This window comes from Exiguobacterium sp. s50 (assembly GCF_018618175.1).
In the GTDB taxonomy this organism is placed as follows: domain Bacteria; phylum Bacillota; class Bacilli; order Exiguobacteriales; family Exiguobacteriaceae; genus Exiguobacterium; species Exiguobacterium chiriqhucha.
In genome coordinates, this window is record NZ_JACSLP010000008.1 from 46861 (window position 1) to 66908 (window position 20048).

The 20048-nt window shown below is 53.8% G+C and carries 17 protein-coding genes; 11 read left to right on the forward strand and 6 right to left on the reverse strand.

The window, feature by feature from the left end:
- Positions 1-140: 140 nt before the first annotated feature.
- Positions 141-1628, forward strand: coding sequence for a GGDEF domain-containing protein (locus tag KNP68_RS11970; protein ID WP_214755896.1), 1488 nt, complete (start codon positions 141-143; stop codon positions 1626-1628).
- Positions 1629-1642: 14 nt separating this feature from the next.
- On the opposite strand, the gene KNP68_RS11975 is transcribed toward KNP68_RS11970, so the two are convergent.
- The gene (locus KNP68_RS11975) at positions 1643-2122 is read right to left on the reverse strand and encodes a dihydrofolate reductase (protein ID WP_029595585.1); all 480 of its coding nucleotides are present in this window, start codon (positions 2120-2122) and stop codon (positions 1643-1645) included.
- Positions 2119-2913 carry a thymidylate synthase gene (locus KNP68_RS11980; RefSeq protein WP_214799703.1) on the reverse strand — a complete coding sequence of 265 codons (795 nt, stop codon included), beginning with the start codon at positions 2911-2913 and terminating at the stop codon, positions 2119-2121. The genes KNP68_RS11975 and KNP68_RS11980 overlap by 4 nt, the downstream gene beginning before the upstream one ends.
- Positions 2914-3135: 222 nt before the next feature.
- Between KNP68_RS11980 and KNP68_RS11985 the strand changes: the two genes are divergently transcribed.
- From KNP68_RS11985 to KNP68_RS12000, 4 genes are all read left to right on the forward strand, one after another.
- Entirely contained in the window at positions 3136-4056 is a 921-nt protein-coding gene (locus tag KNP68_RS11985) for an NAD(P)-dependent alcohol dehydrogenase (protein ID WP_214799704.1), read from the forward strand.
- A gap of 99 nt (positions 4057-4155) precedes the next feature.
- Complete coding sequence (locus KNP68_RS11990) at positions 4156-4680, forward strand: type 1 glutamine amidotransferase domain-containing protein (RefSeq protein ID WP_021067315.1); 525 nt, start codon at positions 4156-4158, stop codon at positions 4678-4680.
- A gap of 26 nt (positions 4681-4706) precedes the next feature.
- Positions 4707-5441, forward strand: coding sequence for a Bax inhibitor-1/YccA family protein (locus KNP68_RS11995; protein WP_031200225.1), 735 nt, complete (start codon positions 4707-4709; stop codon positions 5439-5441).
- A gap of 75 nt (positions 5442-5516) precedes the next feature.
- The gene (locus tag KNP68_RS12000) at positions 5517-6635 is read left to right on the forward strand and encodes an NAD(P)/FAD-dependent oxidoreductase (protein ID WP_214799706.1); all 1119 of its coding nucleotides are present in this window, start codon (positions 5517-5519) and stop codon (positions 6633-6635) included.
- A gap of 62 nt (positions 6636-6697) precedes the next feature.
- Here KNP68_RS12000 and KNP68_RS12005 read toward each other — a convergent pair whose 3' ends face one another.
- Positions 6698-7267, reverse strand: coding sequence for a TetR/AcrR family transcriptional regulator (locus KNP68_RS12005; RefSeq protein WP_214755901.1), 570 nt, complete (start codon positions 7265-7267; stop codon positions 6698-6700).
- Positions 7268-7389: 122 nt separating this feature from the next.
- Between KNP68_RS12005 and KNP68_RS12010 the strand changes: the two genes are divergently transcribed.
- From KNP68_RS12010 to KNP68_RS12035, 6 genes are all read left to right on the forward strand, one after another.
- Entirely contained in the window at positions 7390-8262 is an 873-nt protein-coding gene (locus tag KNP68_RS12010; protein WP_214799708.1) for an ABC transporter ATP-binding protein, read from the forward strand.
- Positions 8263-9060, forward strand: a complete 798-nt coding sequence (locus KNP68_RS12015; RefSeq protein ID WP_214799710.1) for an ABC transporter permease subunit — start codon at positions 8263-8265, stop codon at positions 9058-9060.
- Positions 9061-9126: 66 nt separating this feature from the next.
- The gene (locus tag KNP68_RS12020; protein WP_214799712.1) at positions 9127-9939 is read left to right on the forward strand and encodes an aldo/keto reductase; all 813 of its coding nucleotides are present in this window, start codon (positions 9127-9129) and stop codon (positions 9937-9939) included.
- 217 nt (positions 9940-10156) lie between these two features.
- Positions 10157-10906, forward strand: a complete 750-nt coding sequence (locus KNP68_RS12025; RefSeq protein WP_058763540.1) for a TspO/MBR family protein — start codon at positions 10157-10159, stop codon at positions 10904-10906.
- A 279-nt stretch (positions 10907-11185) separates the two neighbouring features.
- Positions 11186-15625, forward strand: coding sequence for a glutamate synthase large subunit (gltB, locus tag KNP68_RS12030; RefSeq protein WP_214799714.1), 4440 nt, complete (start codon positions 11186-11188; stop codon positions 15623-15625).
- Positions 15622-17073, forward strand: a complete 1452-nt coding sequence (locus tag KNP68_RS12035) for a glutamate synthase subunit beta (RefSeq protein ID WP_214799716.1) — start codon at positions 15622-15624, stop codon at positions 17071-17073. The genes gltB and KNP68_RS12035 overlap by 4 nt, the downstream gene beginning before the upstream one ends.
- A 149-nt stretch (positions 17074-17222) precedes the next feature.
- On the opposite strand, the gene KNP68_RS12040 is transcribed toward KNP68_RS12035, so the two are convergent.
- From KNP68_RS12040 to KNP68_RS12050, 3 genes are all read right to left on the reverse strand, one after another.
- Positions 17223-18542 carry a Na+/H+ antiporter family protein gene (locus KNP68_RS12040; protein WP_021067326.1) on the reverse strand — a complete coding sequence of 440 codons (1320 nt, stop codon included), beginning with the start codon at positions 18540-18542 and terminating at the stop codon, positions 17223-17225.
- 145 nt (positions 18543-18687) lie between these two features.
- A complete protein-coding gene (locus tag KNP68_RS12045; RefSeq protein WP_021067327.1) occupies positions 18688-19401 on the reverse strand; it encodes a YebC/PmpR family DNA-binding transcriptional regulator in 714 nt (237 codons plus the stop codon).
- A gap of 79 nt (positions 19402-19480) precedes the next feature.
- The gene (locus KNP68_RS12050; protein ID WP_214799718.1) at positions 19481-19927 is read right to left on the reverse strand and encodes a MarR family winged helix-turn-helix transcriptional regulator; all 447 of its coding nucleotides are present in this window, start codon (positions 19925-19927) and stop codon (positions 19481-19483) included.
- Positions 19928-20048 lie beyond the last annotated feature (121 nt).

The following is a 20048-nucleotide window of genomic DNA, read 5'->3' on the forward strand; positions in this document are numbered from 1 at the left end:
TTATTGTCTATTAGGTCGTAAGCACTAACTTTCTGTAAAACAATAGGGAAAAAATAAGTAAATAGTTGTATTTTCGTGGATGAAGTCGCATAATCATAGTCAGAAGCGAATATCGGGAGAACGAAACTGGGGGGTCGGGAATGAAGCAGCAACTCACAGATCGTATACATAAGATTTTGGCGCAAATCACGAGCGCGAGACAGATTCAAACAACAGACATCGAGTTTTTATTGGATTGGATGAAACAAGAAGTGAAACAGCGACGGTTCATGCACTTGCTTGAAATCTTCAGTCGTGTCGAATCTGACGTGCGTGAGTTGCCGGCCGTCCTGACGCAAGCAGAAGCGATGGCGTTGATTGCCCCGGTGAAACGATATATCCATACGATCCTCGGCATCGAGCAAGAAGACGAGGACCTCGTCTTGATTTTGTCGAACAACTTTGCGACGTTCAGCCGTTATAAGCCGCGGGTGGAAAAGCTCGGGGCGCGTCCTGTCTTTTTACAGACGTTAGAAGAAGCCGTCGAATACGATTATGAAGATGTGCCGAAGGCGATCATCATGGACGTCGAACTGTGGGCACGCTTCCCGGAGCGGGCAATCCAATCGTTCGTCAGCAAGATGAAGAAGCTGTACGTCCCGCTCATTGTGATCGGAACGAATGAACATTATCGACTCGCCGCCTACTCGTATGGGTTCGATGACTATTGGGAAGAATGGATCCCGATGGAAGAGCGGCTCGTGCGGCTCGGACATCATATCGAGAAGGCACGGCTCGTCTCGAATGCGCTGCTCGTCGACGAATTGACAGGCGCCTTCAACCGTAAATATTTGAAAGCGACGTTCAGTCGCTTCATGTCCCGTCTAGAGCGGTCCGGTGAAAGCTTCACCCTCGCGCTGCTCGACATCGACCATTTCAAGCAGTTGAACGATACGTTTGGTCATGCGTATGGGGACGAGGTGCTGCATCGCGTCGCCGAGGAGGTTCGTTTGGCGATTCGCTCGAGTGACGAGTTGATTCGTTACGGCGGGGAAGAGTTCCTCATCATCTTGAACGTGTCTGAGCGCCACGTCGTCGATGCGGTGCTCGAACGGGTCCGCAGCCGAATCGAAGAGATGACGTTTACATACGAGCATCACGTGACGGTGTCCATCGGCTATACGCGCGTCTGTCAGACCGGGATGACACTCGGGGAGTGGTGCGCTTACGCCGACGAGGCGCTCTACAAGGCGAAGCGTGACGGTCGCAATCGAATCATCCGTTATTCGACGGCGGTCCGGGAAGAAAAACGGCTCGCTTACGTGACGATGAGCCCGGAGAAGTACATCATGCTCGCCGAACAGTTGCCGAAACAGCATCGACGATACGAGGTCATCTATCGTCCTTACGACCGTTACGCCTGTAACGATCATATGGAGATGTTCATTTTAGACGAATCGAGTACGACGGAGACGAGAGGGACGCTCTCGGCCGTCAAAGAGCAGCGTGGCAAGTACAGTCATGTGTTAGCGTTGTCGAAACGGACGGCACTCGAGCTCGGTACGCTATACGACGACTTGGCCGAACAGGACCATCATGATGTCATCACTGAAAAAATCGAGCAATGGCTCGAAAAATTGCCCGACTAAAAAGGGACGTCGACTCAGTCGATGTCCCTTTTGTCATATTGACGGAAAGTGAAGCTATAGGCATGCCGCTCGTCGACCGGATGGAACTGTTCGTCCGTCACGGTGAGCCCGTCCGGCAGCGGTGGATAATACGTGTCCGCCTCGAACGTGCCGTCGACCTCAGTAACATAGAACCGGTCCGTCATCGAGAGTGTTTGCTCATAAAGCGTCGCGCCGCCGATGATGTAAAGGTCTGTCGTCTCGGTGTTGAGCGACTCGAGGTCGTGCCAGACATCGACACCTTCAGCTGAAAACGATCGGTCTGACGTGACGACGATATTGCGGCGGTTCGGTAACGGACGACCGATCGATTCGAACGTTTTACGACCCATGACGACCGTTTGGCCCGTCGTGATGGCTTTGAACTGCTTCAAGTCATCGGGCAGGCGCCACAACAAGGCGTTATCTTTCCCGATTTCTCGATTGCTTCCGATGGCGACGACGTGGACGATCATACGCTGACCGCTCCTTTGATATGAGGATGCGGGTCATAGCCGACGATTTCGAAGTCCTCGAAACGGAAGTCCTCGATCGACGTCACATCTCGCAAGATATTCAATGTCGGGAGCGGGCGTGGCTCACGTGTCAATTGAAGGTTCACTTGTTCGAGGTGGTTATGGTAAATGTGGGCGTCGCCGAGCGTATGGACAAAGTCGCCAACCTCAAGGCCGGTCACATGGGCGACCATGTGCGTGAGCAAGGCGTATGACGCGATGTTGAATGGTACGCCGAGGAACGTGTCAGCGCTACGTTGATAGAGCTGGCATGATAGTTTGCCGTCCGCGACGTAAAATTGGAACAACAGGTGGCACGGCGGGAGCGCCATGTCCTCGAGTTGCCCTGGATTCCATGCCGAGATGATGAGGCGACGCGAATCAGGGTTCGTCTTAATCTGCTCGATCACTTGCGCGAGTTGGTCGACACTCGTGCCGTCTGGTTTCGGGAACGAGCGCCACTGCGCCCCGTAGACAGGGCCGAGATTGCCGTCCTCGTCTGCCCACTCGTTCCAAATGCGGACACCGTTATCTTGAAGATACTTGACGTTCGTATTGCCGGTGATGAACCAGAGCAGTTCATGGATGATTGAGCGGGTATGTAGTTTTTTCGTCGTGACCAGGGGGAATCCCTCCTGAAGATTGAACCGCATCTGGTAGCCGAACACGCTCGTCGTCCCGGTCCCGGTCCGGTCCTCTTTGACGACACCGTGCTCAAGGATATGGGTGCATAAATCATGATATTGCTTCATGTGGGAAGTCCCCTTTCTCGTTCGAATTTACAAAAAGTCGCACTCATTATAACACAATATATTGATAAAATGATGGTCATTCAGCAGAGTTGTCTTCTAAATATCGATTTGAGAACACTGATGTTTCACAAGTTGAAGATGTGACAATAGTAGAATAAAACGTGCAAAAATCCTTTGTCGTGACAGCTCATTGTTTTGTTCAGTCTTGTGAGGAGGAACATGATGAAAGCAGTGATTTGTACCGCATATGGACCACCGGACGTGTTACAGCTTCAAGAAGTCGACAAGCCTGTACCAAAATCGGACGAGTTATTGATTCAAGTCCATACGACAGCCGTCCATTCAGGTGACCGGCGGTTGCGGTCACTCGATGTACCGCCTCTAGGCAAGCTGCCGATGCGAATCGTCGTCGGTTTCAAGGCACCGCGCCAACCGATTCTCGGTGTCGTCTTGGCAGGCGAGGTCGTCGAGACGGGCAGCCGTGTCGAGCAGTTCAAGGTCGGCGACCGCGTCTATGCACTGACCGGGATGCGGTTCGGCGGCTATGCTGAATATGCGTGTGTCAAAGCGAGTAAATGTGTCGAACGCATGCCGAACAACGCTAGTTTTGTCGAAGCAGCCAGCTTGCCGTTCGGCGGGACGACGACTCTTCACTTTTTGCGTAAAGCGAACATCGAACAAGCGAAGACCGTATTAATTTACGGGGCGTCCGGGGCAGTCGGTTCGATGGCCGTTCAAATCGCGAAATATTACGGGGCTCACGTAACGGCAGTCTGTCGGGAGCGAAACTTCGAACTTGTCAGAAATCTCGGCACGGACGTGATGATTGACTACACCATAGACGGCTACGACGAGAAACTGACCACATACGACGCTGTGTTCGATGCGGCTGGTAAAATCGATAAGCGGATGGCCCGGAAACATGTCGCCGCACACGGGAAATTCAGTTCTGTCGCTGGGCAAGGACCTGCCAGTGAACGGAAAGAGGATTTGGCTTTCTTGAACGAGCTGTTTGAAGCCGGCCGGTTAAAGGCTGTCATCGATTCGGTTTATCCGCTCGAGGACATCGTCGCAGCGCACCGATACGTTGATGCCGGAGGAAAGGCTGGAAATGTGATCGTGACCGTGACACAAACAAATTGATTCAATCGAGAGCGAGATGCGCACTTGGTGGACAGTCCCTGTTTTCGCCACGTGGCTTATGGGGTATACTTGTGAAAGACAAATAAAGGGAGGGATTCGATGCAATTACAAGGTAAGAATGTCCTGCAAATCGTCAGCGACGACTTTGAAGATTTAGAATTATGGTATCCGGTCCATCGGTTGCGCGAGGAAGGCGCAAACGTCATCCTGGCCGGCGAGAAGGCGGATCACGCCTATATCGGCAAGTACGGCGTCCCGGCCAAATCGGACATCGCGTTCGATGACGTCGACATCTCATCGTACGACGCCATACTCGTCCCGGGTGGCTGGTCCCCAGACTTGTTGCGCCGATTTGATTCGGTGAAAGGGTTCGTCCGTTATATGCATGACGAGAAGCGGCCGATCGGTCAAATCTGTCACGCGGGCTGGGTGTTGATTTCAGCCAAAATTCTCGATGGTGTCAACGTCACGAGCACACCGGGCATTAAAGATGATATGGAAAACGCCGGTGCGATTTGGCATGATGAGCCGGTCGTCGTCGATGGCCATATCGTCTCGAGCCGCCGTCCACCTGACCTGCCTGACTATATGCGGGAATTCATCAAAGTCATGGCCAAACACTGAAAATAGAATAAAGGGGTTAACGACAGTTGAGACTTAAATCGAATCCAGTTCTCCGTAAATCGATGGAGACAACAGCTTATAGCACCACGCCGATGACGAAAGCCGGCACGTGGTCGAAAGTGTTCACATTACTCTTGCTCGTCACGGCAGCCGCCGGGACGACGTGGATGCTCGTACCGACAATCGGAGAAGCATTGCTGTTCCCGCTCATGATTGGTTCGCTCATTCTCGGCTTAATTTTGGCGCTCGTCATCACGTTCAAACCGAGAACAGCACCCGTTGTCGCACCATTGTATGGCATCGTTGAAGGTGTGTTCGTCGGATTGATTTCCTATTTCTTTGAAGCGATGCTCCCGGGCATCGTCGGCCGTGCCGTCTTGACGACGTTCATCGTCGCGTTCGCGATGTGGTTCGTCTACTCGACGGGTCTCGTCAAAGTGACGCAAAAGTTCCGTGCCGGAGTCACAGCCGCGATCTTTACGGTCATGTTGCTCTATCTCGTCCAAATCGGGATGAGTTTCTTCGGTTCAGGACTCCCGTTCATGACGGGCTCGTCACCGCTCGCCATCGGCGTGCAATTTGTGATCGTCATCATCGCCTCACTCGCGCTCGTCCTCGATTTCGACTATATTGCTCGTCAAGTCGAGAGCCGGGCTCCGAAAGAGCTCGAATGGGTCGCAGCGTTCGGTTTGATTGTGACGCTCATCTGGCTCTATATTGAAATTCTTGATTTACTGTATCGCCTCGCCATGCGCGACTGATCATCGGCCTTCAGGCCGGTGATTTTTTATGAAAGGATGTGAAGCCGACATCGAACCGATGAAGGCGCAGCTGTTATGAAAAAAGTGATTATAATTGGATCAGGAATCGTCGGCATCTCGACCGCTTACCATTTAGCCGGGAAAGCCGACGTCACCGTCATCGACCGGAAAGAGAAAGGCCGTGCCACCGACGCCGCGGCAGGCATCGTCTGCCCATGGATTGCCCAGCGTCGCAATAAGGCATGGTACGCGCTCGCCAAAGGCGGCGCTCACTACTATGCGACGGTCGTCGAGGACTTGAAACAAGAAGGCGAGACGGAGACCGGCTACAAACGTGTCGGGACGCTCGCCTTGCATGAAGACAAGAAATTGAACGAGATGCAAGAACGGACGGCGCTACGCCGGGAAGAAGCACCAGAAATCGGGGAGTTGACCCGGATGACAGCGGAAGAAGCGAGAGCGCTATTTCCACCGCTCTCGGACGAATATGACGCCCTCCTTGTCGAAGGCGGGGCTCGTGTGGATGGAGAGAAATTGCGAGCGGCCCTCGAACGGGTCGCCGTGAAGCGTGGCGTGACCTTGGTCGACGGTTCGGCCGTCCTCGTCGAAACGGACGGCTATCATGTCGAGTGCGACGGTGTCCGCTTTGAGGCGGATGAGATTGTGCTCGCCTGTGGGGCGTGGTTGCCCGATTTGATGGAGCCGATCGGCTATACGGCCCGTGTCGCCGGGGAGAAAGCGCAAATCGTGCACGTGCAGCTGCCGGACACGGATGCGTCTGATTGGCCGGTCGTCATGCCACCACGGCGTCGTTATTTGCTCGGGTTTGAAGAAGGGCGAATCGTCATCGGTTCGACGCATGAGCGTGACAAGGCGTTCGACGCACGGCCGACGGCAATCGGAATTCATGAAGTGCTCTCGAAAGGGCTGGAATCGGCCCCTGGACTCGCTGAGGCCGAACTGATTGAGACGCGGGTCGGCTTTCGCCCGGTCACCCCGAACTCGATTCCGATTCTCGGACGCGTTCCGGGAGCGGAGCAGTTGCTCGTCGCGAACGGTCTCGGCTCGTCCGGTTTGACGGTCGGTCCGTTCATCGGGAAAGTGCTCGCCGACCTCGTTATGACCGGGGACTGCGAGCTTGACCTGTCACTCTATCCAATCGAGGAATCCGTGTTCCGAACGAACGATAAATAATAATGAAATATAAAAAGTCGCCTACCCCCTTACTATATACATAAGAAGGGGAAGGCGACTTTTTAGTTATGTTTCCGGATGATGCCGTGAAGGAAAAATCGGAAATAATCTTGCATCGAATCGGTCATCGGTGACGTCGACAGGCTCGGGTCGGATAAAATCGCCTGCTGCACGAGTTGGACGTACCGTATATACGAATCGGTCGACAGCTCCGGGTCGATGGCCCCGCTCGTCTTTCCATATTCAATCAATTGCCGGAATGCGGCGTAGCCTCGACCGGCCAACTGTTGCCACGATGGGTCCGCTTGAATCATTGTCGTGATCGTCTCGTCGAACAGCCCAGCCGTCTCAATTTTACGAGACAAAATCTCGATCAGCAATTGATCGAACGGGACATGGTCAGCGATTTGTGACTCAATCCATCCCATCTGTTCTTCCGTCATCTCGGTCAAGACGGCGATGATTACTTGTTCTTTCGATCCGAAATAATTATAAATCGATACCGGTGAGACCGACGCGGCGCGGGCAAGCTCGCTCACCGTGAAACGGGACTGTTTCACGGCCATCAGTCGAACGGCAGCGTCTAAAATCGCGCGTCGCTTCGTCTCGGTCCGTTTTGTGAATCCATCCATGGGCATCCTCGCTTCTTTTGTAGTTTTGTAACCAATATACCATTTCCATTTCAAAAAATAACGTGATATACTAGTTTTGTAATCATATAAACTATATATTTCAAAACTAAGGAGTGAGGACAGTGATTCAATTGAAAGGATTGACGAAACGGTTTGATTCATCCCACGGCATCTTCGACGTGTCGTTCACCGTCGAACCTGGTACCGTCTTCGGTTTCATCGGGCCGAACGGGGCAGGGAAATCAACGACGATTCGTCACTTGATGGGATTGCTCCACGCCGATTCCGGTATTGCCACCGTTATGGGTCACGACTGTTGGAACGAGAGCGAGACGGTGAAGGCGCTCGTCGGTTATTTACCGGGCGAAATCAATTACCCTCAGGATATGACCGGTGAGGACGTCATCCGTCTTACCCGAAAGCTTCATGCGACAAGTGCTGAGCGCGAACGGACATTGCGTGACGTGTTCGCTTTTGACACATCGCTCAAAGTGCGTAAGATGTCGAAAGGGATGAAACAAAAGCTCGCCATCGTCACGTGTTTCATGAAAGATGTGCCCGTGTATATTCTCGATGAACCGACGAGCGGACTCGATCCGCTCATGCAGGAACGGCTCGTCGATTGGGTGATCTCGGAGAAGGCTGCGGGCAAGGCAGTGTTGATGAGTTCGCACCACTTTCCCGAGATGGAGAAGACATGCGACCGGGCCGCGCTCATCCGCGACGGTCGGATGATTATCGAAGCGGAGATGACAGAGTTGAAACGGCATAGTCAGAAGACGTATCGAATCGAATTGAAGGACGAGGTGGCAGCTCAGCGCTTGAGCGAAGAAATTGGTGTGCGGGACGGAGTGGTCGTCACTGTCAACTTGTCGACGGTCGAGGAGTTGAACGACTTGATTCATCGGCTCACTCGTCATGAGGTCCAATCGTTGTCGAGCGGCACCGACGAGCTTGAGCATCTATTCATGCAATATTACGGGGAGGCGAACTAAATGGTTCTCATTTCGGCACTGTTCAAACAAAACCGGAGCTGGATTTTTGGCTACTCGCTCGGGACGAGTCTCTACTTGTTCTTTTTGGCGGCGGTGTTCCCGTCTATCCAAGAGACGGGGCTGATTGAAGGCAAATTGGATTCGTTGCCACCTGAGCTGCTCGATGTGTTCAAAATCGATCCGAATATGGCGATGGACAACGTCATGAATTTATTGGCCGGCAATTACTATGGGCTCATCTTTTACGTGTTGGCGATTCTGTTCGCGCTCACATTCGCCTCACGGCTCATGGCCAAACCAGTCGACTCTGGCGAGGTCATGCTCTATTTGGCCGCACCGATTTCGCGCAGCGGTTACGTGACGGCCAGTCTGATCGTGCTCTTGATGGCGTCAACCTTGCTCGTCGGACTGAATGGGCTTAGTCTCATGCTCGCCAACGTGTTGTTTGATTTACAGATTGACCTCGGCTTATTGTGGACACTTCAGTTGAACGCGGGTCTGATGCTGCTCGTGCTCGGAACGCTCGCTTATGTGCTCGCGAGCCTGTTCGACGACAGTTCGCGGTCCTACATGGTCACGGGAGGGATATTCGCCCTCTTCTTAATGGCGAACGTGTTCTCGGGATTTAGTGACCAGCTCGACTGGTTGAATGCGCTGTCGATTTTCTCGTTGTTTGACGCCAACGCACAAATCCAAGGGGATTCCACGCTTCGTTCTTTCTTCTTGTTGGCGGGGATTCTCGTCGTCGCAATGCTCCTATCTTATGGACGCTTCACGCGAAAAGATTTGACGATTTAGTTTTTCGAAATAGAATGACGGGTATGATACAATCAGCTCGAACAGATTGGAAAGGGGAATGATTGTATGCAACTCGCAACGCTACGCAATGGTGTCAAAATTCCAATGATCGGCTTTGGGGTATGGCAAGTCGACAACGAGACGGAGGCGCCACAGGCCGTCGCCGAGGCACTCAAAGTTGGATATCGCCATATCGATACGGCAGCCGTCTATAAGAATGAAGAGGGTGTCGCCAAAGGGATTCAAACATCAGGCGTCGCTCGTGAAGATATCTTTTTGACGTCGAAGATTTGGAACGAAGACATTCGCCAGCGCCGGACGAAAGAGGCGTTTGACGAATCACTTGCTCGACTCGAGACTGACTATTTAGATCTTTGTCTGCTCCACTGGCCAGTCGACGGGTTCGTCGAGGCATGGAAAGATTTGATTGACCTCTATGAGGCTGGTAAAATCAAGGCGATCGGCGTGTCGAACTTCAAAGAGCATCATCTCGAGACGTTGAAACAGGAAGGTCTCATGACGCCGCTCATCAACCAAATCGAGCTCCATCCGCAACTCCCGCAACCTGATCTCGTCGAATATTGCCAAGACGAGGGCATCCAAGTCGAGGCATGGAGCCCGCTCATGCAAGGGAAGTTTCTCGATATCCCGGCCTTTGCCGAGATTGCTGAGAAACATGGGAAGACGCCGGCTCAAGTCGTGCTTCGCTGGCATTTAGACACGGGGAACGTCGCGCTTCCGAAATCGGTCACACCGCACCGGATTCAAGAGAACTTCGATGTGTTCGACTTCGCGCTCGATGCAGACGATTTGGCAAAAATCGATGCCGTGGCAACACATGACCGTCTCGGTCCAGACCCGAACGAGATTGATTTCTAAACAATTGATGCTTTTGTCCATGAACTCAGGTGGGCAATCTCGAATGTGGTGACACTGCCGCTTCTTCGAAACGACTCCGGTTAAGGCCGGGGTCGTTTTGTTATGTGTCTAACGATTTATTTAGGAACAAGTCGAGAAGTGTATGAGCGTTGGCACATGGGTATAGAAAACTATGCTAAAAAAGGAGGTGTCAGGTCTTCTTCGGAGGATCGTACTTATGGACTTATCAAAATGGCCTTTAATCAACTGGCTGGCATTTTTGGCGACGGTCGTCATCAACTACTTCGCGAGCGGTGAAAACGCTGCTGTGTCGGACCGCATCGACATTTATTTCAAACCGGCTGGCTATGCGTTCTCAATTTGGGGTGTGATTTATATCGCGCTCGCCGTCTGGCTCGTCTTGCAATTGAAGAAAGGGTCGGTCGCGAACCGGCAGGCGAATCGGATGAAAGCGGGCTTTCTTGTCTCGTGCATCTTGAACGGCCTTTGGTTGCTCACGTTCACGAACGAGTGGTTCATCGCCTCGCTCGTCGTCATGGTCGCTTTCTTGGCGACGCTCGCCTGGCTCTATTACATCGCCTTCCGGACGTCGACAAGTTGGCTCGATCGGTTCCCATTCTCGATTTATATCGGTTGGGTTTCCGTCGCAACAATCGTCAACGTATTCGTCGTCATGAATCGGGAGCGGGTCACGACCGTGCTCGGGCTCGACGAACTTGCTTGGACATCGCTCATGCTCATGGTCGGGGTCGTCCTGGCGCTCGTCTTCATGTGGTGGCATCGTGACTTCATCTATCCGCTCGTCTTCGTCTGGGCGTACATCGCCATCTTTGCACGAATCGAGGAAGCGACGCTTTACGTCGTCCTCGTCAGTGCCTTGATTTTGCTCACGCTCGGTTATGTCGGCTTAATCATTTGGAAGAAGCCCCGGGCATTTTTACACCATTCCCGCAAGACGGTCGAATAAGCGAATGTAAAGAGAAGTGATAGTCTATGAGGCTATCGCTTTTTTGTGCGAATATTTAAGTTCTTTCGAACCTATATACTAATATATTTGATGGATAATTATTCTTTATAGATTATAAGTGATTTTCATAAATAGCTTGATAAAGCTAATGAATCCGCTTTCAATTATGACTTAGACGATCTGTGTTATGCAGAATAGTATACAACCCACTTGATTTATCAGAATATTTAGAACAAAATAAAATTTACGAAACAAGTTCGAGAGAGAGGGGTTGATTCGATGAAGCGAACAGGCTTGTACGATTCACGATTCGAAAAAGACGCATGTGGCATTGGGCTATATGTCAACCTAAATGGAGAGAAAAAACATGACATCGTCAGTAAATCGCTGTCGATGCTCTGTAAGCTAGAACACCGAGGCGGGCAAGGCGTCATCGATGCCGGTGACGGCGCGGGAATCATGACCGAGCTGCCGCACGAACTGTTCCTTGAGACGATGAATTTGCCGACACCAGGTCGCTATGCCGTCGGAATGGTCTTTTTTCAACCGGATGAGTCGAGACTGCAGGATAAGCAACGTCAGATGGAAGCGATTGCCGACGAATTTGATTTCGCGACCATCGCCTGGCGCGAAGTCCCGGTCAATCCAAATGCGATCGGTGAGCATGCCCGCGTGACACAGCCGACCATCTACCAATGGTTCGTCTCGTGCCCGTTCGCGGACTATGACTCAAACGAGCGGACACTCTATCAGCTCCGGCGGACGATTGAAAAGACCGAAGCGTTGAACCTGTACATGCCGAGCTTGTCGACGAAGACGATCGTCTACAAAGGGATGCTCACGCCGGAACAAATCGAGCGCTTTTATCTCGATTTACAGGCGCCGTCCTTCAAGAGCACGTTCGGCATCGTCCATTCCCGCTTCTCGACGAACACGTTCCCGTCATGGGAGCGGGCTCATCCGAACCGCATGATCGTCCATAACGGGGAAATCAATACGCTCCGCGGAAACATCGATGCGATGCGGGCTCGTGAAGGCGTGACCTCGACCGATTTGTTCGAGGATGTCAATCAGCTGTTCCCGGTCCTTCAAGAGACGGGAAGCGACTCGTCGATGCTCGACAACGCCTTCGAGTTCTTCACACGCACCGGACGTTCCATCGCCCATACGGCGATGATGCTCATCCCTGAGCCGTTCGCGGAAGTAAAAATAGACCCGTTCAAAAAAGACTTCTATCAATATCATTCGTCGATCATGGAGCCTTGGGATGGGCCGACCGGTGTCGTCTTCACGGACGGCCGTCAAATCGGGGCCATCTTGGATCGAAACGGACTACGACCGATGCGCTATATCGAGACACTGGATGGTGAGCTCATTTTGTCGTCAGAGAGCGGCGTCATCCCGGTACAAGCCGAGAACGTGAAGTCGAAGCAACGACTCCGTCCTGGGCAGCTGTTATTAATCGACTTGGAGTCGAAACGACTCATCCCGGACGCGGAAATCAAACAGACGATCGCACGGGCCGAGCCTTACGGTAAATGGTTGAAGCAGATGACCGAGCTCAGCGATGGACCGGTCGACGAGCCGTTCGTCGCCGACCTGCATCGGAAGCAACGTGCGTTCGGATACACGAAAGAGGACATTGAACAATATCTCGTCCCGCTCATCCTCGAGAAAAAGGATCCAATCGGGTCGATGGGACATGACCAACCGGTCGCGGTGTTGTCTGAGCGGCCACGCTCTTTGTTCCATTACTTCAAACAGCACTTCGCCCAAGTCACGAACCCGCCGATCGATGCATTGCGTGAGAAAATCGTCACGGCGACATTCACATGGCTCGGGCCACAAGCGAACCCGGTCCATACCGGCCGTGGTCATGCCCGTCGCGTCTGGCTCAAGCACCCGTTCCTCGATGCGGTCGCACTCGAAAAAGTGAACGAGACGTTGCGCGTCGAACGGGTCGATACGTCATATACACACGATTTGGAGGCTTCGTTAGAGGCGTTGTTCGGGCGAGTCGAGGCGCTCATCCGCGACGGTGCCGACGTCATCGTCTTGTCGGACCGAAACATGAATGAAGATATGCTCGCGATGCCAGCGCTCCTCGTATTGAGCGCCGTCCACCAGCACTTGATTCGCGTCGATCTACGGGCATCCTGCAGTCTCGTCTCTGAGAGCGGTGAAGTTCGCGAGGTCCATCAAGCGGCCGCCTTAATCGGTTACGGCGCCGACGCCGTCTATCCGTATCTCGCCTATGCGACAATCGCCGAGGCGGTCGAAGCCGGTCAACTTTCGTACTCGTTCGATGAGGCGGTCCGCCGCTATCAGACGGCCTCAGTCGACGGCATCGTGAAAATCATGTCGAAGATGGGCATCTCGACCGTACAAAGTTACCGCGGTGCCCAAATCTTCGAGGCGGTCGGCATCGACCGCGCCTTGATTGAACGCCATTTCCGTGGGACGACGTCACAGTTGTCCGGTGTCGGTTTCACCGAACTTGAAGACGAGTCGCGCCGGCAGCACGAATCCGCCTATAAGCGCGAGAGACCACTCGAGGCCGGGACCGACTTCCAGTGGCGCGCCGATGGGGAAGAGCACGCCTTCAATCCGAAGACGATTCACCTCTTACAACGAGCCTGCCGCGAGAACGAGCGCCGGTATTATGACGCCTACGTCAAGCTCCATGAGTCATCAGGTCAATTCTTGCGCCAATTGTTCGCATTTAAACAACAGGATGCAATTCCGCTCGACGAGGTCGAGTCGGTCGCATCAATCGTCAGTCGCTTCAAGACGGGAGCGATGTCGTTCGGATCTTTGTCAAAAGAGGCCCATGAAACACTCGCCATCGCCATGAACCGAATCGGCGGCAAGAGTAACTCAGGGGAAGGCGGGGAAGACCGGAAGCGGTTCACCCCTGACGAGGACGGCAGTGAACGCGTCAGTCGCATCAAGCAAGTCGCGAGTGGACGTTTCGGCGTGACGGCCGAATACTTGTATCACGCCGATGAGATTCAAATCAAGATGGCGCAAGGGGCGAAACCGGGTGAGGGCGGACAATTGCCCGGGAACAAAGTATATCCATGGGTCGCCGAAGTGCGCGGCTCCGTCCCAGGTGTCGGTCTCATCTCGCCGCCACCACACCACGACATCTATTCGATTGAAGATTTAGCGCAACTCATCTTCGACTTGAAGCATGTCAATCCGAACGCGAAAATCAGCGTCAAACTCGTCTCGAAGTCAGGCGTCGGGACAATTGCAGCCGGTGTCGCCAAGGCAAACGCCGATACGATCGTCATCAGCGGTTATGACGGTGGAACCGGGGCGTCGCCGCGGACGTCAATCAAGCATACGGGACTCCCGTGGGAGCTCGGTCTGCTCGAGACGCACCAGACGCTCGCGTTGAACGGGCTTCGGGGCCGCGTCACGCTCGAGACTGACGGCAAACTCATGACCGGACGCGATATAGTCCTCGCCGCCATTTTCGGTGCCGAGGAATACGCATTCGCGACGGCACCGCTCGTCGTGCTCGGTTGCATCATGATGCGGGCGTGTCACCTCGATACGTGTCCTGTCGGTGTCGCGACCCAAGATCCGGCGTTGCGTGCGAAGTTCATGGGGAAACCCGAACATGTCGTCAACTTGATGACGTTTCTCGCCGAGGAAGTAAGGGAGATTTTAGCCTCGCTCGGAGCGACCTCGCTTCGTGACGTCATCGGTCGGACCGATTTATTGGAGGAGAGTGCCTGGAAACAAGCTCATCCGAAAGCGAAAACACTCGATTTGACGCCGATGTTGTCGATTCCGACGGCTTTGCCGGAGAAAGAGGAGTTGGCCCATCCGGCCTATCAGTCGTATGATCACCGCAAATTGATTCCAGCCGTCTCGCGTTCTATCAAATCGCTCCAACCGACGTTCTTCGTCGGACGTGTCCGCAATACGGACCGCGCCGTCGGAACGATGCTCGGTCATGAAGTGACGAAAGTGCATGGCAACGTCGGACTCGCCGAGGACACGATTTCACTCCGACTCAGCGGCTCGGCCGGACAAAGCCTTGGTGCCTTCTTGCCGAACGGGATCACCATCTCGGTTATCGGCGACGCCAACGACTATGTCGGGAAAGGCTTGAGCGGTGGAAAGCTTGCCGTCATCGCCGAGAAACATGCCCCGTTCGAAGAGAGTGAACAAGTCATCGCTGGGAACGTCTGTCTCTACGGGGCGACGTCCGGGATGGCGTTCTTCAACGGTCACGTCGGAGAACGGTTTGCCGTCCGTAACTCGGGTGCCGTCGCCGTGACCGAAGGGGTCGGTGACCATGGCTGTGAATATATGACCGGCGGCACGGTCGTCGTACTCGGGGATGTCGGGCGTAACTTTGGGGCCGGGATGTCGGGCGGGGTCGCCTATCTGTACGGGGACCAAGCGTACGAACAGCTCGTCAATCAAGAGCTCGTCTCGGTCGACCGTGAATTGACCGACGAGGATGCCGAACAGATTTATGCACTGCTCGAGATGCACCAGTTCCATACGGACAGTGTCAAAGCGAGAGCCGTGCTCGAGGCGTTCGAGCAAGAACGCAAACGTTTCGTCAAAATCGTGCCGCGTGACTATGCGAACGTGCTTGACGTCATGCGTCACATCGAGGCGACGCGTCCGGAATTGAGTGACGCCGACCGCGCCCTCGAACTATTCCGTGTCGTGACTGAAGGAGGGGGAGTATGAGACATAAATTTATCGATATCCCACGACAGACATTGCCGGAGCGTTCTGTCGTCGAACGGGTTCATGATTATAAAGAATACGCTTCCCGCATGGAAGACGGACCAATCGTCAAACAAGCCGAGCGCTGCATGGATTGCGGCACCCCGTTCTGTCACGTCGGGGACATGATCGGACAAGAGACGATCGGTTGTCCGATTCACAACTTGATTCCGGAGTGGAACAAGCTTGTCTCGGATCAAGATTGGTATCGGGCCTACGAGCGATTGATGGAGACGAACAACTTCCCAGAGTTCACGGGTCGTGTCTGTCCGGCGCCGTGTGAAGGCTCGTGTACGCTCGGCATCAGTGAGGACCCGGTCGCCATCAAATCGATCGAACGGACGATTATCGACCGGGCGTTCGAGGAAGGCTGGGTCAAACCTCGTCACGTCCAGAAACGGACCGGAAGCCGTGTCGCCATCATCGGTAGCGGGCCGGCCGGGCTCGCAGCGGCCGATCAGTTGAATCAGCTCGGTCATGCGGTCACGATTTATGAGAAAGCGGATGAGGCGGGCGGCCTGTTGTTCTATGGCATCCCGAACATGAAGCTCGAGAAAGATGTCGTCCGGCGTCGTGTACGTCTACTCGAGGCGGAGGGGATCCGCTTCAAGACGGGCGTCAACGTCGGGACCGATGTGACGATCGAGTCACTCCGTCACACGTACGATGCCGTCATTCTCGCGACGGGCGCTCAAAAGCAACGTACGCTCGGCATCGATGGGGATGATGCCACAGGCGTTGAGCCGGCGATGGATTATTTGACCGAGTCGACGCGTACGCTCGGCGGGAAATCGCTCGACGCCCGATACGACGCGAACGGGAAAGACGTCATCGTCATCGGTGGCGGGGATACGGGCGCGGACTGTGTGGCGACGGCGATCCGTCAAGGCGCCAAGTCGGTGACACAGTTTGGGAAGCACCCGGAGAAAGGCATGTTCCGGGCACCGGAACGGCCATGGCCGCTCCAGCCGGACACGTTGTCGACCGATTACGCCTATGCGGAAGCAATCGAACACTTCGACCGTGACCCGCGTACGTATTTAATTCGTTCGAACCGGGTCATCAAACAAGGGGATCAGGTCGTCGGGATTGAGACGGAACGGATGGAGAAAATCGTCAAACCGGACGGACAGGCGACATTCTTCGTCGTCGACGGTTCGATCGAGACGTATCCAGCCGATCTCGTGCTAGTCGCCATCGGATTCGAACGACCGGAACGTGAACTCCGGAAGGTCGGCATCGAGGCGAACCATGACTATACGTCGAACGTCGAAGGTGTGTTTGTCGCAGGGGATGCGAGACGGGGACAAAGTTTGATCGTTTGGGCGATCCGGGAAGGCCGCGAAGTCGCGGATACCGTCGACGGATACTTGAACACTTGTCAACAACAGCTAAAAACTTCATCATAAAAAGGAGCGACGCGATGTCGCTCCTTTTTTACATGGATATTTAGGAGGAGTTAGCAATGATTATCGAAATCCTCATGTATACCGGGATTTGGTTCTTACTCGTGCTCGTCTTGCTCGGCACGATTTACGCGCGACGCAATCGGAAGTGATTACAATACCATGGCGGCAATCAAACCGAAGATGATGAGCGGGATATTGTAGTGAAGGAACGTCGGCCACACCGTCTCACGCAAGTGGTCGTGTTGACCGTCGGCGTTCAAGCCACTCGTCGGGCCAAGTGTCGAGTCACTCGCTGGGCTACCGGCGTCACCGAGCGCACCGGCTGTCCCGATGATGGCGATTGTCGCCTCGACCGAGAAACCGTACTGGATGCAAAGCGGGACGAAGATGGCCGCGATGATTGGAACCGTCGAGAAACTCGAACCGATGCCGAGCGTGATGACGAGTCCGACGAGGAGCATGACGAGTGCGGCGACAAATTGTGAGTCACCCATAATGCCGCTCGCACCACTGACGAGTGGTTCGATGGCACCTGTCGCGCGGATGACGGCGGCGAAACCGCTTGCTGCAATCATGACGAAGCCGATAAAGGCCATCATGCGCATGCCGCTCGTGAAGATGTCATCGGCCTCTGACCAAGGGATGAGGCGAAGTAACGTCAACAAGATGAGTCCTGTGACGGCCGAGGCGATCATCGACTCGGTTTGAAGCTGTACGACGAGCACGACGAGGATGACAGCGGCCGTGAGCCAAATCTTGAGCGGGCTCAACGTCCGGACCTCATAGTCACTTGGTCCGAGTTGAATCGTCTCATACGAACGCGGCTTCCGATAGTGGAAGAAGGCGGTGATGAGACCGACGAGCATACCGAGGGCCGGGATGGCCATGATGCTGACGATGTTGACATCACCGACGGTCATGCCGTTCGTTTCCACGTTCGGCAGCAAAATCTCATTCAAGTAAATGCCACCGAATCCGACCGGGAGTAACATGTACGGGGTGACGAGACCGAATGTGAGAATCGTCGCCACGAGACGGCGGTCGAGCTTCAACTCGTTAAATAGCACGAGGAGCGGCGGGATGACGATTGGGATGAACGCGATGTGAATCGGTAGCGCGTTCTGCGAACTGATTGCTAGTAATAAGAGGAACGATAGCAACAATGCCTTGACCCGGGTCACACTTTTGCCTGTGACGTCGCGGCCTGACATGCTGATTAACTTTTCAGCTAGGACGTCTGGGAGCCCTGTTTTTGATAGACCGACGGCAAATGCGCCGAGCAACGCGTAACTGAGGGCGATTGTCGCACCTCCGCCGAGCCCGTCACTGAAGGCGGTCAACGTCTCATTAAACCCGAGACCTCCGACCAGACCACCGACGACGGCGGCAAGGATGAGCGATAAGACGATGTGAACTCGACTGATCGCAAGAGCGAATAATACGATAACAGCTAATAAGACAGCATTCATCATTTCCAACACCTTTCATTCAAAACTCTTTCTCTTGTTATCGCTTTAATATGATAAAGACTTTTGAAATTTAACATACGTGTTTCGGGTTGTCAAATCGATTGTTCAAAAAAAGCGATAACTCCGAAAAGTTATCGCTCGTTCGTCATCCTTCAACGTTATGGTATACCTGGCGCACGTCTTCGAGGTCTTCGAGGACGTCGAGTAGTTTTTCGAACTGTTCTTTCGACTCGTCGTCGAGGGCAATCTCGTTTTGTGGCAGCATCGTCAACTCGGCGACTTCAAACGTCTCGATGCCTGCTGCTTTGAAGGCAGTCTGGACGGCATGGAACGCTTCTGGTTCCGCATAGACGATCACCGTCTCATCTTCTTCGATGACATCACGGACGTCGAGGTCGTGCTCCATCATGAGTTCGAGTACGTCGTCAGCAGACATGCCGTTGACACCGATGACAGCCGTCGCGTCGAACATGTAAGCGACCGACCCGCTGACACCCATGTTGCCGCCGTTTTTACCGAAAGCGGCGCGGACTTCAGACGCCGTCCGGTTGACGTTGTTCGTGAGCGTGTCGACGATGAGCATCGAGCCGTTCGGTCCGAATCCTTCATAGCGGAGCTCATCGAAGTTCTCTTCGTCGCCGCCCTTCGCTTTGTCGATGGCGCGGTCGATGATTGCGCGCGGGACGTTGTACGTCTTCGCTCGTTCGACGACGAACTTGAGTGCTTGGTTTGATTCTGGATCTGGTTCCCCTTGACGGGCGACTACGTAGATTTCACGGCCGAACTTCGCATAGATGCGACTCGTATTGGCGTCTTTTGACGCCTTTTTCTCTTTAATGTTGTTCCATTTACGACCCATTACATGTCATCTCTCTTTCCATTGTTCGATTGATTCATCCTCGATTATATAAGAAGACGTGGATGTTGACGAGCAAAAATCATCCCTCGCTTTTATCCATCTTCTCGACGATCTCCGTCAACGTCTTCAAACTGTCGATTAGGCGGTCCGTCTCTTCCTCGTTCAGAAACGCGAGACGGTCCTCGAACAGGCGACGGAACGAATCGCGACGCTCGCGGAGGACGAGTTCGCCCTTTTCGGTCAGTTGATTCCAGATGACGCGGCGATCGCGTTCGTCCGGGACGCGGGTGATGTAGCCCTCATCGACGAGCTTCGTGATGAGCGGCGTCACGTTCGGCGGGGCAATCGATAACGTCTCACTGATGTGTCCGTTCGTGACCGCGCGTTCATCTTCAATCAACATGAGGAGATGAAAGTGGGAAAAGTTTAAGTTTGGGATTTGCGGAAGGTCGGAACGACGTAATAACTTCCGGCGAATTAATGGGATCAGTTTCACGAACTGATCGGCTGCGTCTTGTCTCGGCATAATCATGTCACTTCCTAATTAGGTTCTTTCTTCATTATACACGACCGAGCGCAGGGTGGACGACCAATCCTCATCCCGTGACATTTTGCACAGCGCATTCGCCTCATCATGGACACAATGG

What these genes read in the sequence shown, in the direction of transcription:
- KNP68_RS12040 (WP_021067326.1), bottom strand. Translation starts at nt 18,542, where the DNA reads ATGAATGCTGTCTTATTAGCTGTTATCGTATTATTCGCTCTTGCGATC.
- KNP68_RS12005 (WP_214755901.1), bottom strand. Translation starts at nt 7,267, where the DNA reads ATGGATGGATTCACAAAACGGACCGAGACGAAGCGACGCGCGATTTTA.
- KNP68_RS12045 (WP_021067327.1), bottom strand. Translation starts at nt 19,401, where the DNA reads ATGGGTCGTAAATGGAACAACATTAAAGAGAAAAAGGCGTCAAAAGAC.
- KNP68_RS12025 (WP_058763540.1), top strand. Translation starts at nt 10,157, where the DNA reads ATGGACTTATCAAAATGGCCTTTAATCAACTGGCTGGCATTTTTGGCG.
- KNP68_RS12035 (WP_214799716.1), top strand. Translation starts at nt 15,622, where the DNA reads ATGAGACATAAATTTATCGATATCCCACGACAGACATTGCCGGAGCGT.
- KNP68_RS11985 (WP_214799704.1), top strand. Translation starts at nt 3,136, where the DNA reads ATGAAAGCAGTGATTTGTACCGCATATGGACCACCGGACGTGTTACAG.
- KNP68_RS12015 (WP_214799710.1), top strand. Translation starts at nt 8,263, where the DNA reads ATGGTTCTCATTTCGGCACTGTTCAAACAAAACCGGAGCTGGATTTTT.
- KNP68_RS11980 (WP_214799703.1), bottom strand. Translation starts at nt 2,913, where the DNA reads ATGAAGCAATATCATGATTTATGCACCCATATCCTTGAGCACGGTGTC.
- KNP68_RS11975 (WP_029595585.1), bottom strand. Translation starts at nt 2,122, where the DNA reads ATGATCGTCCACGTCGTCGCCATCGGAAGCAATCGAGAAATCGGGAAA.
- KNP68_RS12000 (WP_214799706.1), top strand. Translation starts at nt 5,517, where the DNA reads ATGAAAAAAGTGATTATAATTGGATCAGGAATCGTCGGCATCTCGACC.
- KNP68_RS11990 (WP_021067315.1), top strand. Translation starts at nt 4,156, where the DNA reads ATGCAATTACAAGGTAAGAATGTCCTGCAAATCGTCAGCGACGACTTT.
- KNP68_RS12050 (WP_214799718.1), bottom strand. Translation starts at nt 19,927, where the DNA reads ATGCCGAGACAAGACGCAGCCGATCAGTTCGTGAAACTGATCCCATTA.
- KNP68_RS12020 (WP_214799712.1), top strand. Translation starts at nt 9,127, where the DNA reads ATGCAACTCGCAACGCTACGCAATGGTGTCAAAATTCCAATGATCGGC.
- gltB (WP_214799714.1), top strand. Translation starts at nt 11,186, where the DNA reads ATGAAGCGAACAGGCTTGTACGATTCACGATTCGAAAAAGACGCATGT.
- KNP68_RS11970 (WP_214755896.1), top strand. Translation starts at nt 141, where the DNA reads ATGAAGCAGCAACTCACAGATCGTATACATAAGATTTTGGCGCAAATC.